Genomic DNA, 14,833 nt, shown 5'->3' with positions numbered 1-14,833 from the left:
AGCCTGCCATGACCTCCTCCGCCGCACCTTCGCGCCGCAGCCTGCGCGCACTCGACGCACTGGCCTTCTTCGCGCCCGACATCCAGGGCGGTGTCGGTCCGTTCCTGATCGTCTTCATGGCCGGCACGCTGGCCTGGGACCCGCAGCGCATCGGCACCGTGATGTTCGTCTCGGCGCTGGTGGGGCTGCTGGTGCAGGCGCCGGCCGGCGCGCTGATCGACAGCGCGCGGCACAAGCCGCGCTGGATCGCCGGGGCCATCGCACTTATTGCTGCGTGCCTCGTGGTCATGGCGAACTGGCCGGGCTACGGTGTGATCCTGGCGGGCCAGTCGCTCATCGGCGCTGCGGGCACGCTGGTGGCGCCGGCCATCGCGGCCGTCAGCCTGGGCATGGTGGGCCGCGCCGGGCTGGATGCGCGCGTCGGCCGCAACGCCGCGATCACTGCGGCGGGCACGGTGCTGTGGGCGCTGGGCACCGGCTGGGTGGGCCACGCGTTCGGGCCGCATGCCATGTTCTTCTACGCGGTGGCGATGGCGCTGCCGACCATCGCGGCGGCCATGCTGATCCGCAAGCGCGACGTCGATCCACGACTGGCGCGCGGCGCCGATGCCGATGCCGATCACGAAGCCGACGCGCCGCGTTCCACCGCACGCTGGTACGACCGCCGTTTCATCGTGCTGCTGGTCTGCGCCTTTCTGTTCCACCTGGCCAACGCCGCCATGCTCACGCTGGTGGCGCAGAAGGTCGGCACGCGGGCCGGCACCTCGGCCACGCTGTGGCTGTCGGGCGGCGTGATCGTCACGCAGCTGGTCACCATTCCGATTGCCCTGGCGGTCGGGCGCTGGGCGCCGCGACTGGCGCGCAAGCCCATCTTCCTGGCCGGCTTCGCGGTGCTGCCGGTGCGGGGGCTGCTGTACCTGCTGGCCGACAGCCCGGCCGCACTGCTGTCGCTGCAGGTGCTGGACGGCATCGGCGCGGGCATCTTCGGCGTGATGCTGACCTTGATGATCGGCGACATCACGCGCGGCAGCGGGCACTTCAACTTCGCGCTGGGCATCGGCGCAGCCTGCGTGGGGCTGGGCGCAGCGCTCAGCAATCTGGTGGCGGGCACGGTCGCGCACCTGGCCGGCTATGGCACGGCCTTCGTGATGCTGGCGGGCATCGCGGCCGCTGCGCTGACGCTCTTTGCGCTCGCAATGCCGGAAACTCGCGACCGGCGCCGTTCGATGGCGAACGCGCCGGCCGCCTCCGCACTGACCACCGCCGCTCCATGACCAAAGACACCGTGTCCACCCTGTCCTCTTCGTCCGCCGCTTCCGGGGCCGACGCTCCCGCAACCCACGAAGGCGGCGGAAACGGCCTGCTCTGGGTGCTGGTGGCGGTGGCGGTGCTGTTCGCCTTTGTGCGCCCGCGCGCGCCGATGGACTGGCTCAAGCTGATCGACTGGCAGACTGTGGGGGCCCTGGCCGGGCTGCTCGCCATCACGCAGGGCGTGGAAAAGAGCGGCATGCTGCAGTCGGCCGCCCAGCGGCTGCTGGCGCGCACCACCAATCTGCGCCAACTGGCGCTGCTGCTCACCGCCACGGCCGCCGTGCTGTCGGCACTGGTCACCAACGACGTGAGCCTGTTCCTGCTGGTACCTCTCACGCGCGTGCTGGCCACGCAGGCGCACCTGCCGCTGGCGCGGCTGGTGGTGCTCCAGGCACTGGCGGTGAACGCGGGCTCCGCGCTCACGCCCATCGGCAATCCACAGAACCTGTACCTGTGGCACCGCACCGGGGAGAGCTTCGGTGGCTTCATGCTCATGATGGCGCCCACCGTGCTCGTCATGCTGTTCTGGCTGTTCGTGGCCGTGTGGCTGCTGGTGCCGCGCACGGCCATCGCGCTCAAGCCGGCCGCCGAGGCTGCACCGGTGCAGCCGAGGCTGCTGGCGCTGTCGGGCGTGCTGTTCGTGGGTTTCGTCGTCGCGCTCGATCGGCACTGGCTGCTGGCTGGCCTGGTGGTGGTGTTCGTCGCCTATCTGCTGTTCCAGCGCCGCGTGCTGCTGGGTGTCGACTGGGCACTGCTGGCGATCATCGCGCTGATGTTCGTCGACCTGCGCCAGCTGGCCGAACTGCCGGCCGTGGCTACGCTGGTGGGCCAGTGGCCGATTGCCGAGGGCTGGCGCGCGTACCTCGCGGCCATCGTCACCTCTCAGTTCATCAGCAACGTGCCGGCCACCATCCTGCTGGACCGCTACGTGCACGACCTGCCCGCGCTGGCGGCAGGGGTGAGCGTGGGCGGCTTCGGCTGCGTGCTGGGCTCGCTGGCCAACCTCATCGCGCTGCGGCTGGCCAAGGTGCCGCACGGGTTGCGCGAGTTCCATCGCATCGGCATTCCCTTCCTGATCGTGTGCGCGGCATCCGCAGTGCTGCTGCGGCTCGGTTGATTGCGCTTTCTGCTTCACAAACATACTGACAAAGGACATCCCATGCCACATCCTCATGACACCCTCGACGTCTGGTCGGTCGAAGGCCGTTTCCAGCACCTGGTCTACAGCCCCAAGGGCCGCATCGAAGGCGTGCTAATCGACACCGACGGCGTGCCCACGCAGTTCGTGTTCGATCGCCACGACGAATGCGCCGCGCCCGCGTTTGCCGGCCTGCAGGCCGGCCAGGCGCTGGTGATCGAGGGCATCGAACAAGACCCCTCGCCCAAAGGCGAAACCGAACACACGGTCTACCGCTTCGAGCGGCTGGCCTCGGTCGACGGCAAGGCGCCGCGGCAGGTGGACGCCGGTGAACGCATCGACGGCACGGTAGTTCGCTTCAACTACGCGCGCCACGGACAGGCCAACGGCGTGGTGCTGGACACTGGCGACTTCGTCCACACAAAGCCCGACGGCCTCGCGCGGCTGGCCCTGAAGGTCGGCGACAAGGTGCGGGCCGAGGGCCGCTCACAGCCGCTGGCGACGGGCCAGGGGCGCTTGGTCGAAGCGGTGCGGGTCAACGGGCAGGCGCTGCAGGACGCCGACGGAGGCTGATGCTGCTTGTGGCATTGCCGAGGCGCTGCGTGGACAATCCATGACAGCCCATGCCTGTCCTCGGTTCCTCCCCGCTGCCCCACCATGAACTCGCCCTGCGCGACTACGGCCACTCGCACGGCAGCCACGCGCACGACCACTTCCAGGTGCTGATCGGCCTCGACGGCGTGCTGGAAATCGAGGTCGAAGGCCGGGGCGCCGGCATCGGTGTGGGCGAGGCGCAGGTGGTCGCCCCGGGCGACCGGCACGACTTCAGCGCGCGCAAGCACGGCAGCCTGTGCCTGGTGCTCGACACCACGCAGCCGGCATGGGCCCGCTGCGCCGAGCGCGCACCGCCCGACGCACCGCAACTGCACACGCTGGCGCGCTACCTGGCGCAATGCATGAAGCAACCGCAGGCCTCGGCCCTGGCCTTGCAGCACGGCCCCGCGCTGCTGCTGGAGGCCTGGAGCCCCGCACCGGCATCTGCCGATTCGCGCCGCCGACGCATCGACTGGACCCTGCTCGCCGACTGGGCCCGAGCCCGCTGGCATGAACCTTTGAGCGTGGCCGACCTGGCCGATGTCGCCTGCCTGAGCCCGAGCCAGTTCGCGCAGCGCTGCCGCGACGAACAGGGCGTGAGCGCGATGCACTGGCTGCGCTCGCTGCGGCTGGCGCATGCGCGTGAGCTGCGGCTGGGCGGCATGAGCGTCGCTGAGACGGCGCGGCGCACGGGCTACCGATCGCACTCCGCACTCACCGCCGCGCTGCGCCGCTGACTGCGCCTTCCCCGGCGCAAAACCGTCGTTGCGCGACGACGGACCGTCATTGCGCGACGACCGCGTCGCTTAGCCTTGCCGCCCATGTCGTCCACCGTCTACGCCCTGCTGGCCATCGCGCTCTGGGCCACGCTCGCCTCGCTCGGCACCGCGCTATCGCACCTGCCGCCATTTCTCTTGACCGGCCTCGCACTGATCGTCGGCAGCGTGCCGAGCTGGCCGCTGGTGCTGCGCGACCGCTCGGCCTGGCGGGTGCCGCCGCGCACGCTGGCGCTGGGCATCTACGGGCTGTTCGGCTTTCATTTCCTGCTGTTCATCGCGCTGCGGCACGCGCCGCCGGTCGAGGCCAACCTCGTCAACTACCTGTGGCCGCTGCTGATGGTGGTGCTGGCGCCGGTGCTGCTGCCGGGCATGTCGCTGCGGCCGCTGCACGTGGTGGCTGCCCTGCTGGGGTTCGCGGGCGCGGCGATCGCGATCCTCGGCGCGCGCGGCGGCGGCGCGGCGGCAACGGGGGCGCAGGAGTACTGGGGCTTCATACCGGCGTTGGGCTCGGCCTTCGTCTGGGCGAGCTACTCGCTCTGGACGAAGCGCGTGGCGGCCTTCCCGACCTCGGCCATCGGCCTGTTCGGGCTGGTCTCTGGTGTGCTCTCGCTGGCCTGCCATGCCGTGCTCGAACCTTCGGTGGCGCTGTCGGGCCGGGACTGGCTGCTGCTCGTGCTCTGCGGCCTCGGCCCGCTGGGCGCGGCTTTCTTCGTGTGGGACATCGCACTCAAGCGCGGCGACGCGCGGCAGATCGGCATCCTGAGCTACCTCACGCCGCTGGGCTCGACCGCGCTGCTGCTGCTCGTCACCGGCCGGCCGCTGACCTGGACCATCGCCATCGCGGCCTGGCTCATCGTCTCGGCGGCAGTCATGGGCACACGCGCCCGTTGATTCGCGCTGAATCAGGCTGTATCCGACGGCTCGGCGTCTTCTTTTCTGGCTAGAGTGGAGGCTCAGGAAAAAAGGAGCCAACCCACATGGACGACAAGAACAGGGATTTCGAGATCACGCCCAAGCTGGTGTTCGACCTGAACCTGGCGCTGTACCTCGATCTGGTGGCCGCGCTGGAGGGCGCGGGCGCCGTCACCTACCGCCAGATGGCGGCCCGGGTGCTGAACATCAGCATGGACGCCCGCGGCGACGGCGACACCGGCCTGTCGACGGTGCTCGAAGGCATCGCCAGGGGCTTCGCGGGCCATGGCGACGGCCTGTCGATCGAGCTGCTGAAGGCCGCGCGGGGCCTGCGCGAGGACGACGCGATGGGCGACATTCCCATGCGGCCCGACGAAAGCTGAAGAAGCGCCTTTTTCTTCTTTTTCAGGCTTCCGCCACCTGCAGCACCAGCTTGCCGAAGTTTTCTCCGGCAAAGAGCTTGTTGAGCGACTCGGGGAAGGTGTCCAGGCCCTGCACGATGTCTTCCTTGCTCTTCATGCGCCCGTCTTTCAGGTAGCCGGCCATCTCGGCGATGGCGATGTGATAGCGGTCGGCGTAGTCGAACACCACGATGCCTTCCATGCGCGCGCGGTTCACCAGCAGGCTCAGGTAGTTCTTGGGGCCGGCCGCGGGCATGCTGTTGGCGTTGTTGTACTGGCTGATGGCGCCGCAGATGATGATGCGGGCCTTGCGCGCGAGCCGCGCCAGCACCATGTCGAGGATCTCGCCGCCGACGTTGTCGAAGTAGATGTCCACGCCCTTCGGGCAGTGGGTCTTGAGGCCTTCGCGCACCGCGCCGGCGCCGGCCTTGTAGTCGATGCAGGCGTCGAAACCCAGCTCCTTCACCACCCAGTCGCATTTGGCGGCGCCGCCGGCAATGCCGACCACGCGGCAGCCCTTGATCTTGGCCAGCTGACCCACGGTCTGGCCCACGGCGCCGGCCGCGCCGGAAACCACCACCGTTTCGCCCGCCTTGGGCATGCCCACGTCCATCAGGCCGAAGTAGCCGGTCATGCCGGGCATGCCCAGCACGTTGAGCCACTGGGTAATGGTGCCCACGCGCAGGTCGATCTTGACCAGGCCGTTGCGCTTGATCTGGTCTTCGGGGATCAGGATGTATTCCTGCACGCCCAGCGTGCCGTAGACGGTGTCGCCCACCGCGAACTGCGGGTTCTTCGAGGCGATGACGCGGCCGACACCGCCGGCGCGCATCACTTCGTCGATGCCCACGGGCGGGATGTAGCTCTTGGCGTCGTTGAGCCAGCCGCGCATGGCGGGGTCGAGCGACAGCGACAGCGTCTTGACCAGCACGCCGCCCTCGGCCGGCTCGCCGACGGGTTCGGTGGTGAATTTCCAGTTCTCGCGGGTGGCCGTGCCCTCGGGGCGTTTGGCGAGGCGAACCTGGTGGTTGGTGAGTGAGCTGCTCATGGTGTCTCCTTGACCTTGAATGCCGGACGCTGGCACGGAGGCGCATCGTAGCCGTGGCCTGCAGGCGGGCTGGTAGCGCAGGTGACAGCGCCCGCCGGACGTTCTAGGCCAGTCTGACGATGATCTGCAGCCCCGGCCCGGCGTTGCGCACCGTCAGCTCGCCGCCGTGCGCCTCGGCGATCAGCCGGCACAGGTACATGCCGAGGCCGACACCGCCGGTGGCGCGCGCCCGTGCGCCGTCGGTGCGGTAGAAGGGCTCAGTCAGCCGCTCGAGCTGCTCGTCGTCCACGCCGGGGCCATGGTCGCGCACCTCGATCTCGATGCCCTGCTTCCTGCCGTCGAGCACCGCACGCAGCGACACGCAGGGCGGCCGCGGTGCGTCGGCGCTGTAGCGCAGCGCGTTGTCCAGCAGGTTGCGCACCAGCAGGCGGATGCGCATGCGGTCGACGGCATGCGGCGGCAGGCCTTCGGCCAGGTCGAGATGCACGTGCTGCGCATCGGGCATCTCGGCCACGATCTCGCGGATCAGCGCCGCCAGGTCGACCGGCTCGCGCTGCAGCGCCACGTGCGGACTGGCCAGGCGTTCGCTTTCGAGCAGGTCGCTGATGAGGTCGCGCATCTCGTTGAGGTCGCGCAGCAGCGCCTCGCGCTCGGCCTGGCCTTCGGGCGTGATCGGCAGCAGCTCGGCATTGAGCCGGGCGCGCGTGAGCGGCGAGCGCAGTTCATGGCTCAAGGCCAGCAGCAGCCCGCGCTTGGCGTCGAGCATGGCCTGGATGTCGTCGGCCATGGTGTTGATGCGTTCGGCGAGATCGCCGAGGTCGTCGTTGCGGCGCACCGGAATGGGCTGCGTGAACTCGCCACGGCCGAAGCGCTGCGCGCCTTCGCGAATGTCGATCAGCGGCCGCAGCAACCGGCTCACGTAGGCATAGCCCAGCAGCACGCACGACAGCAGCACGCCGAGCGTGGCCCAACCGGTGGCACGCGGCGCCAGCTGCCAGAGCTTGGGCGCCCAGCCGAAGATCACGCGGTGGCCGTCTGCGGTGGGGCGGATGAACCACTTGTCACCCCCGAACACGTCTTCGCGGTCGTGCATCCAACCGCCGGGGCTGTTCGCTCCACCGGGGTTGGAATCCCAGTTGACCTTGGGGCCGACGATGCGGATGGTGATGGGCAGCCGTGCCACCAGCGCCTGTGCGCGCGCCACGTCGGGCGGCGTGCCGATCTCCGAGACCAGGCGGTCGGCGTAGTCCGTCAGCATCGGCTTGGCGGCTTCGGCCCAGCCGGTGGAGAAAGCCTTCTTCATGCCGCCCATGAACACCGCCGCCATCACCATGGCCAGCACCACGAACATCAGCACCAGCCGCACGCGCAGGGAGCGGCGCCAGCGGCGCTTGCCTTGCACTTTTTCGTTCCAGCGCGCATGCCACTTCGCGTGCCAGTCTTCGCGCGATTGCTCGTCGCGGCACTCCTCGCCGCGCCACCTCATCCTGCGGGATTCCCGACGGCCGAAACTCATGCAGGCTCGCTGCGTGCGACGGCCAATGCGTAGCCGGCGTTGCGCAGCGTCTTGATGCAGTCCAGCGGCTCGAGCTTCTTGCGCAGGCGACTCACCACGATGTCGACCGCGCGGGTGTAGAGCTCGGCCTCGTGACCGCGCAGGCGGTTGAGGATGTCGTCGCGGCTGAACACCTTGCCGGGTTCGGCGGCCAGCAGCGCCAGCAGTTCGAACTCGGTGCCCGTGAGCTCCACGCGCTCGCCGTGGCGCAGCACCTGGCGCCGGTCGAGGTCGATCGACAGGCCATCGAACACGCGGTGCTGCGTGCCGTTGGCCACCGCCTGCGGCACGCTGCGCTGGCGGCGCAGGATGGTCTGCACGCGCGCCACCAGCTCGCGCGGCTCGAAGGGCTTGGGCACGTAGTCGTCGGCGCCGAGTTCAAGGCCGACCACGCGGTCCATAACCTCGCCGCGGGCGGTGAGCATGACGATGGGAATGTCGCTTTCCTTGCGGATCTCGCGGCACAGCGCGAAGCCGTCCATCTCGGGCAGCATGACGTCGAGGATGGCCGCGTCGTAGGTGCCGGCGCGCAGCTTGGCGAGGCCTTCGCTCGGGCGCACTGCGCTCTCGAGCGTGCAGCCGAAGCGTGCGAAGTAGGTGGTCAGCGGCGCGGCGAGGTGTTCGTCGTCGTCGATCAGCAGGATGCGCGGCATGGCGGGATTGTGCCTCCTGGCAAGGAAATGGCGGATGACCTCGCTGACCATCAAACCTGCCGGCATCGCACCGCCCAGGTCAGGCCCGTCACGAGGAGTGAGAGCAAAAGCGCGTGGTAGACCACGTCGGGCACGGTGCGCGGACCGATGCCCGCCACGATGGTGCCGAGCCCGACCAGCGTGCCCAGCAGCGCGAAGCCCTGGCCGAAGATGGCGGCGCGGCGCGCATCCTCTGGGCGCAGCCAGGTTTCGACCGTGGCGAGCACCAGCACGGTGGCGATCACCGCTTCAGCGATGCGGGCGTGCCCATGCGCATAGCCCGGCACGATGCGGCCGGCGTGCACCATCGATGCGAGGCCGAGCGCGAGCGCCTCGGCCAGCATCCATGCGCGCGCGGCCTGCGGGCGCATGACGGGGACCATGCCGCGTGCGCTCACCATGGATCGGCCTTCCCGATGCGGCCCAGGTGCGTGGCGGCAAAGCCCGCCGCGTACTTGAGCCCGTAGCCGAGTGCGCGGTCGAAGCCGATGTGGACCAGCCAGATCAGGCTGCCGGCCACCGCCCACGGCATGGCCGCAAGCACGCCGAGCGCCAGCAGCAGCACCGGTCCGATGTACGAGTGCGCCGCGTTGTAGAGCGCCGCGCCCACTCGCGGCCCCGCGAGGTAGCCCAGCAGCGAGAGATCGGGCGCGAGCAGCCAGAGCGCGAACACGCCCCAGCCCAAGCCGAACTGGGCGTAAGCAGCGAGTGCCACGCCGAGCACCACGGCGCCTTCGACCCGCAGCAGCGCGCGCACCCCGCCGGCTACCGCTGCCTGTTCGGGAGATACGGTGGAGCCGGCTTCGCCGGTCCACAGCTGTCGCCCCCGGAGAGGGGGAAGGCGAAGCGACACGAAGTGCGCGAAGCCTGGGGGTGAGTGGAGCCTATCCACGATGGCTCCAGCGGCGGCCACCTCGGTCCATGAAGTCGCGCACCTTCTGCTGCTGCGCGGCATTCAGGTTGTCGTAGAAGTCGGCAGCGGCGGCAATGATCTCGGGGCTGCCATTGCGCACGGCGGCGGTCTTCTCTTCGACCAGGCGCGTGGCGCCGGCCTGGTCGAGCTTGTTGCCCGCGAACAGCGCCTTGAACTGCGAGCGCGGATCGCCCGAGCCGCCGGCGCCGCGCATGGCTTCGCGCTGCGCCTGCAGCTTCTCGGCCAGTACGGTGAGCTTCTGCTTCTGGGTGGCGTCGAGCTCGAGCTTGCTGCCCACGCGCTCGATCATCTTCGCGCGGAACTCGGCGCTGTCGCCGCCGCCCCAGCCGTGCCGTTGACCAGCACAGCCGGCGATGCTGCCGGCAACCATTGCGGCGCCCGCAAAACCGAAGAGAGTTCGTTTGATCCAGTATTTCATGGTGATTCCTTGTGTTGTCTGTGAGGAGGAAGCTCCATGGTGCGATTTGCACCGGGCCAAGTCCTCTCGCTGCGGTTGCGGCGTGTTTCGTTTTATTGCGACGCGCGAGGCGGCAAGCCGGGGGCTGTTTGCTTACAGGCGGCTGCTCTTGGCGTTGGCAGCCGAGGCGCGCGCGTCGACGGGGTTCTGCATCGTCGAGATGACCTGGCTGTTCACGCGCGAGCTGGCCGACACGTTCTGGTCGGGCGCAGCGGTGGCGCGCACGGCTTCGGCGACGATGCGGCCGCGCTCGGTCGACACGGCCATGGTCTCGGCGCCGCGCGAACCGCGCACCACGTTCTGGTTGGGTGCCGATGCGGTGTTCACGGCTTCGGCGCTGACGTCGGCGCGGCTCTTGGCCGACACGGCGGGCTGCACGCCCTCGTAGCTTTCAGCCTTGGCGCCGGCTGCGGCGAGCATGGCGAAGGAGCCGACGGCAATGATCTGGGTCAGGGGGAGAGATTTCATGATGCAGGCCTTTCTTTCGGGGTTGGAAGAGAAGGCCTGATCGTGCTTGCGGGGTTCCCGCAAGTCCTTTCGCCGCAGTTTCGGCGTGTATCGTTTCTTTTCACCCACCCGCGAGGGTGGGTGAAAAGTACGCTCAACCCGCCATCATGGCAGCGGGGTCGTCGGACTCGAGCACGCTCTTGGCCCATGCCTCGAGCTTGCTGGTGTCGGCGCGCAGCACTTCCTGCTTGACGGCAAGAATGCGCGAGGGGTGCATCGAGAAGCTGCGCAGGCCCAGGCCCAGCAGCAGGCGCGTGAAGGCCACGTCGCCCGCCATCTCGCCGCACACGGCCACGCCCTTGCCCTGGCGGCGGCACTCGGCAATGGTGTCGGCCACGAGACGCAGCACCGCCGGGTGCGCGGGGTCGTAGAGATGCGCCACCGACTCGTCGGCGCGGTCGATGGCCAGCGTGTACTGAATCAGGTCGTTGGTGCCGATCGACAGAAAGTCGAAATGCTTCAGGAAGATGCGCAGCGTGAGCGCAGCCGCGGGAATCTCGATCATGGCGCCGAGCTTCACCGGGCCGTGCACCGCGCCGCGGTTGTCGAGCTCGGTGCGCGCGAAATCGATCAGCGACAGCGTCTGGCGAATCTCGCTCGCGTGCGCGAGCATGGGGATCAGCAGATGAATCTCGCCGTGCGCCGCCGCGCGCAGGATGGCGCGCAGCTGTGTGAGGAACATCGCCGGATCGGCCAGGCTCCAGCGGATGGCGCGCAGGCCGAGCGCGGGGTTCAGGTGCTCCTGCTTGTTGGCCGACTTGCTGTCGAGCGGCTTGTCTGCCCCCACGTCGATGGTGCGGATGGTGACGGGCATGCCCTGCATGCCCTCGACCGCGCGCTTGTACGCCTGGTACTGCTCTTCTTCGTCGGGCAGGCGGGTCTGGCGCGTGGTCGACTCGCGGCCCATGAAGAGGAATTCGCTGCGGAACAGGCCCACGCCCACCGCACCGGCCTTGACGGCGCCCACGGTGTCTTCGGGCATCTCGATGTTGGCGAGCAGCTCGATGCGCTGGCCGTCGAGAGTGATGGCCGGCTTGTGGCGCAGCCGCGCGAGCCGGCCGCGTTCGAGATCGCCCTGGCGCTGTTTGAAGCCGTACTCGGCCAGGATGATCGGCGACGGGTCGACGATCACCACGCCGGCGTCGCCGTCGATGATGACCCAGTCGTCCTGGCGCACCAGCTGGCTCGCGGTGCGCGCGCCGACCACGGCCGGAATGTCCATGCTGCGCGCGACGATGGCAGTGTGCGAAGTGCGCCCGCCCACGTCGGTGACGAAGCCGGCGAACACGCTCTTCTTGAACTGCAGCATGTCGGCCGGCGAGAGGTCGTGCGCGATGAGCACCAGCGGCACGTCGATGCCGTCGCCCGCGGTGGGGTCGTCGTTGTCGTCGTCCGTGGCGGCGGCGCGCTTGCGACGCGGCGGGCTCGGCGCCAGCACGGCGGCCGTGCCCTTCATGCGATGCAGCAGGCGCTCGACCACCTGTTCGAGGTCGGCCTTACGCTCGCGCAGGTACTCGTCCTCCATCTCGTCGAACTGGCGCGCGATGATTTCAAGTTGCGTGGTCAGCGCCCATTCGGCGTTGTAGAGCCGCTCGCTGATCCAGTGCTTGACGCCGCCGCTCAAGGCCTCGTCCTGCAGCAGCATCTGGTGCACCTCGAGCAGCGCCGCGAGTTCGTGCGGCGCGTCGTTGGGGCCCATCAGCGCGACGTTGGCCTGCAGCTTTGCGAGCTCTTCGGCCACTGCATTGCGCGCGGTGCGCACGCGGTCGATCTCGGTCTCGATTTCTTCCGGCTTGATGAAGTAGTGGGCCACGTCGATGCGGCTCGACACCACCATCACAGCGCGCCCGATGGCAATGCCACGGGCGACAGGGAGGCCGTGGACTGCGAAGGTCATGGGACGGTCCTTACTCGCCTTCGCCGAACTTGTCGTCCATGAGCTGGACGATGGCGTTCATCGCTTCTTCTTCCTGCTGGCCATTGGTTTCGAGCTCGACGGTCGAGCCGATGCCGGCGGCCAGCATCATCACGCCCATGATGCTCTTGGCATTGATGCGGCGGTCGCCGCGGGAGAGCCACACCTCGCAGGGAAAGCTGCCTGCGAGCTTGGTCAGCTTGGCCGATGCGCGTGCGTGCAGGCCCAGCTTATTGCTGATGGTCACGGATTTCTTGATCACTGTGCTTTCTTTTCGCCTGATTCTGGGGAGCCGCCACCGCCACCTGCATGACGCCCGCGGTGCCGCCCGCAAGGGCGCGCTGCACCAGCGTCTCCAGAGGCTCATGCCGGTAGGTGACGGCGCGCAGCAGCATCGGAAGATTGACCCCCGCCACCAGCCGCGACCGGACGCCGTCCACCAGCTTCTGCGCCACATTGCAGGGCGTGGCGCCGAACACGTCTGCCAGCACCAGCACCTGCGAGCGCGGCGTGTGCAGCTGCTGCGCAAGCGTGATGCGCGCGGCCGCCAGCGTTTCTTCGGGCGACACGTTGGGCAGCACGTCGAGCGCGACGATGGCCTGCTCGCAATCGGGAAACACATGCAGCGCGCACTGCCGCAGCGCATGTGCGAACGGTGAGTGGGCGATGATGAGGATGCTGTTCATGCGGGACGGAGGACGACTCGTCGATTATGCGGGGGCGCCCAAGGGAAGTAGATATATGACATAACGCAGCAGCCCCGAAAAACAGACAGCGCCGCGGGAGGCACTATCAAAACGATAGCAAACGCGACCGTCGCTCATGGGAGCCGCAGGCCCTCGAAGAACGTCTTTGGCGCTTCGGCCGAGGAAGGCCTGCCCAGTACGGTGGCCTGGTAGAGCGCAACGCTGCCGTCTTTTTGCGACTGGGCGAACCAGAGCACCTGTACCGGCGCGGCGCCCTGCTGCTTTGGCTGGGCGTCGAGCCGCAGCGGGGCGGGCGTGGCGGTCGCGCGCTGCACGCTGGCGGGGCCTTCCGTCATCTGCGCTTCTCCCAGCTGGCCGCGCGTGGCAGCGTGCCATGCGTTGAGCCAGGCCTCGGCCTGTTCGGGGCCTTTGGCGGAGGCGTGCGCGATGGCGAAGGTCGCGCCGCCGGCTTCGCAGCCCGCCATGTCGACCTGCACCGATTCGGCGCCCAATGGCAGGGCGCGGTTTGCGCGGTCGGGCTTGCAGGGCAGCAGCGCGATCAGGCCCGATTCGGCGACCTGTACTTCGCGCCAGTTGAAAGTGGGGCTGCAGGCTGCGAGCAGGGCTGCCGCGGTCAGCGCAAGCCAGGAAGAAGAGAAAGCGGGCGACGACGGCATGGGGCAGCGATTATCGAACCGCGCGAGGGCCGCCGGAACGCCGCCAGCACGATCCGGCACGCGGAACTAAAATCGCGCCGCCCTTCTCTTGCTTGAAGCCATGAAAAAATACATCGCCGCTGCCGCCGTCGTCATCGCATTGGCCACCGGCGTGGGCGTGTACCTCGGCTCAGGCGCCACCGCCGCGCCGGCCTCGACCTTCGTGCTGCTCGACGGCACGCAAAAGAGCACGGCGGACCTGAAGGGCAAGGTCACCCTGGTCAACTTCTGGGCCACGAGCTGCGTGACCTGCGTCGGCGAGATGCCCAAGGTCATCGCCACCTACGACAAATACAAGGCACAGGGCTACGACACCCTGGCCGTGGCCATGAGCTACGACCCGCCGAGCTACGTCGTCAATTTCGCCCAGACGCGCAAGCTGCCTTTCAAGGTGGCGATCGACAACACCGGCAGCGTGGCGCAGGCCTGGGGCGACGTGAAGCTCACGCCGACCACCTACCTGGTCAACAAGCGCGGCGAGATCGTGAAGCGCTATGTGGGCGAACCGGACTTCGCCGAACTGCACAAATTGATCGAAAAGCTGCTGGCCGAAGCCTGATCTCCGGTCATCCCAACGAAAAGGCGCTCCCGAAAGAGCGCCTTTTGTTTTTGCGAGATGCCGGTTAGCCGGTTACTGGTTACGGAAGCTGTCGTGGCAGGCCTTGCAGCTCGCGGCGGTCGGGCCGAACTGGGCCTTGAGCGCGTCGAGGTTGCCAGCCTTGGCGGCGGTCACCAGCTTGCCGGTCTCTTCCATCAGCTTCTGCTGGCGCTCCTTGAACTTGGCGTCTTCCTTCCAGACGTCAGGCTTGGCCTTGCCGCCCTCGGTGCCGGCGCCGAAGCCCGCCCAGGGCAGTTTCGCCATGTCGGCGACCACTTCGGCATTGGCCGCGGCGGCGCTTGCATCGTAGGGCGCACGGCCGTTGGCCATGGCGCCGAGGCGAGCGAAATGCTGGCTCATCACGAACAGCGCGCTCTGGCGGTACTTGATGGAGTCCTCGGGCTTGGCAAACTGGGCCGCTGCGGGGAGGGACATGGCAGCGCAGGCGGCTGCAAGGGCGAACGAAGCTAGTCTGGTCATCGTGGGTCCTCGTTGTGGGGAAAGCGCCGTCGAATGCGGCACTGCCGGCGAGTGTAGGGGCGGGCCGTATCCGGCGCATAGCAACAACCCGAAGCAGACTGGGGCCCGGA

General features: G+C 68.5%; 19 protein-coding genes. 7 read left to right on the top strand and 12 right to left on the bottom strand.

Annotated features, from left to right (window positions below):
* Nucleotides 1-8 precede the first annotated feature (8 nt).
* The 6 genes from NWF24_RS00975 (at nt 9) to NWF24_RS00950 (ending at nt 5,117) form a co-directional block, all read left to right on the top strand.
* Nucleotides 9-1,274 (top strand): MFS transporter, encoded by a 1,266-nt coding sequence (locus tag NWF24_RS00975; RefSeq protein ID WP_258352572.1) that lies wholly within the window; start codon nt 9-11, stop codon nt 1,272-1,274.
* Nucleotides 1,271-2,428 carry an SLC13 family permease gene (locus NWF24_RS00970; protein ID WP_258352570.1) on the top strand — a complete coding sequence of 386 codons (1,158 nt, stop codon included), beginning with the start codon at nt 1,271-1,273 and terminating at the stop codon, nt 2,426-2,428. The genes NWF24_RS00975 and NWF24_RS00970 overlap by 4 nt, the downstream gene beginning before the upstream one ends.
* 42 nt (nt 2,429-2,470) lie before the next feature.
* The gene (locus NWF24_RS00965; RefSeq protein WP_258352568.1) at nt 2,471-3,022 is read left to right on the top strand and encodes a hypothetical protein; all 552 of its coding nucleotides are present in this window, start codon (nt 2,471-2,473) and stop codon (nt 3,020-3,022) included.
* A 50-nt stretch (nt 3,023-3,072) separates the two neighbouring features.
* Entirely contained in the window at nt 3,073-3,780 is a 708-nt protein-coding gene (locus NWF24_RS00960; RefSeq protein ID WP_258352566.1) for a helix-turn-helix transcriptional regulator, read from the top strand.
* Nucleotides 3,781-3,864: 84 nt separating this feature from the next.
* The gene (locus NWF24_RS00955) at nt 3,865-4,713 is read left to right on the top strand and encodes a DMT family transporter (RefSeq protein WP_258352555.1); all 849 of its coding nucleotides are present in this window, start codon (nt 3,865-3,867) and stop codon (nt 4,711-4,713) included.
* A gap of 86 nt (nt 4,714-4,799) precedes the next feature.
* Entirely contained in the window at nt 4,800-5,117 is a 318-nt protein-coding gene (locus tag NWF24_RS00950; RefSeq protein ID WP_258352550.1) for a hypothetical protein, read from the top strand.
* A 22-nt stretch (nt 5,118-5,139) separates the two neighbouring features.
* Here NWF24_RS00950 and NWF24_RS00945 read toward each other — a convergent pair whose 3' ends face one another.
* The 11 genes from NWF24_RS00945 to NWF24_RS00895 form a co-directional block, all read right to left on the bottom strand.
* Complete coding sequence (locus NWF24_RS00945; protein WP_258352545.1) at nt 5,140-6,183, bottom strand: NADP-dependent oxidoreductase; 1,044 nt, start codon at nt 6,181-6,183, stop codon at nt 5,140-5,142.
* Between the two features lie 103 nt (nt 6,184-6,286).
* On the bottom strand, nt 6,287-7,669 hold the full coding sequence (locus NWF24_RS00940; RefSeq protein ID WP_258352544.1) for a HAMP domain-containing sensor histidine kinase: 1,383 nt from the start codon (nt 7,667-7,669) through the stop codon (nt 6,287-6,289).
* Between the two features lie 26 nt (nt 7,670-7,695).
* Complete coding sequence (locus NWF24_RS00935; RefSeq protein WP_258352543.1) at nt 7,696-8,391, bottom strand: response regulator transcription factor; 696 nt, start codon at nt 8,389-8,391, stop codon at nt 7,696-7,698.
* Between the two features lie 50 nt (nt 8,392-8,441).
* On the bottom strand, nt 8,442-8,831 hold the full coding sequence (locus NWF24_RS00930) for a hypothetical protein (protein WP_258352541.1): 390 nt from the start codon (nt 8,829-8,831) through the stop codon (nt 8,442-8,444).
* Nucleotides 8,825-9,322: a DUF4260 domain-containing protein gene (locus NWF24_RS00925; protein WP_258352540.1), complete on the bottom strand. Its 498-nt coding sequence runs from the start codon at nt 9,320-9,322 to the stop codon at nt 8,825-8,827. The genes NWF24_RS00930 and NWF24_RS00925 overlap by 7 nt, the downstream gene beginning before the upstream one ends.
* Entirely contained in the window at nt 9,315-9,782 is a 468-nt protein-coding gene (locus NWF24_RS00920) for a Spy/CpxP family protein refolding chaperone (RefSeq protein ID WP_258352537.1), read from the bottom strand. The genes NWF24_RS00925 and NWF24_RS00920 overlap by 8 nt, the downstream gene beginning before the upstream one ends.
* A 132-nt stretch (nt 9,783-9,914) precedes the next feature.
* A complete protein-coding gene (locus NWF24_RS00915) occupies nt 9,915-10,289 on the bottom strand; it encodes a DUF4148 domain-containing protein (RefSeq protein WP_258352528.1) in 375 nt (124 codons plus the stop codon).
* 133 nt (nt 10,290-10,422) lie between these two features.
* Entirely contained in the window at nt 10,423-12,225 is a 1,803-nt protein-coding gene (gene ptsP / locus NWF24_RS00910; RefSeq protein ID WP_258352527.1) for a phosphoenolpyruvate--protein phosphotransferase, read from the bottom strand.
* 10 nt (nt 12,226-12,235) lie between these two features.
* Nucleotides 12,236-12,505 carry an HPr family phosphocarrier protein gene (locus NWF24_RS00905; protein ID WP_258352525.1) on the bottom strand — a complete coding sequence of 90 codons (270 nt, stop codon included), beginning with the start codon at nt 12,503-12,505 and terminating at the stop codon, nt 12,236-12,238.
* The gene (locus tag NWF24_RS00900; protein ID WP_093057764.1) at nt 12,474-12,929 is read right to left on the bottom strand and encodes a PTS sugar transporter subunit IIA; all 456 of its coding nucleotides are present in this window, start codon (nt 12,927-12,929) and stop codon (nt 12,474-12,476) included. Before NWF24_RS00900 ends, NWF24_RS00905 begins: the two co-directional genes overlap by 32 nt.
* Nucleotides 12,930-13,063: 134 nt before the next feature.
* Nucleotides 13,064-13,606 (bottom strand): hypothetical protein, encoded by a 543-nt coding sequence (locus NWF24_RS00895; protein ID WP_258352524.1) that lies wholly within the window; start codon nt 13,604-13,606, stop codon nt 13,064-13,066.
* A 100-nt stretch (nt 13,607-13,706) separates the two neighbouring features.
* Here NWF24_RS00895 and NWF24_RS00890 point away from each other — a divergent pair, with 100 nt between their 5' ends.
* On the top strand, nt 13,707-14,204 hold the full coding sequence (locus NWF24_RS00890) for a TlpA disulfide reductase family protein (protein WP_093057766.1): 498 nt from the start codon (nt 13,707-13,709) through the stop codon (nt 14,202-14,204).
* Nucleotides 14,205-14,276: 72 nt separating this feature from the next.
* Here NWF24_RS00890 and NWF24_RS00885 read toward each other — a convergent pair whose 3' ends face one another.
* Nucleotides 14,277-14,723: a c-type cytochrome gene (locus tag NWF24_RS00885; RefSeq protein WP_258352523.1), complete on the bottom strand. Its 447-nt coding sequence runs from the start codon at nt 14,721-14,723 to the stop codon at nt 14,277-14,279.
* Nucleotides 14,724-14,833: the final 110 nt, after the last annotated feature.

Origin of the sequence: Variovorax paradoxus, from assembly GCF_024734665.1 — a bacterium.
GTDB lineage: Bacteria > Pseudomonadota > Gammaproteobacteria > Burkholderiales > Burkholderiaceae_C > Variovorax.
This window is presented reverse-complemented; position numbering and strand designations above follow the sequence as displayed.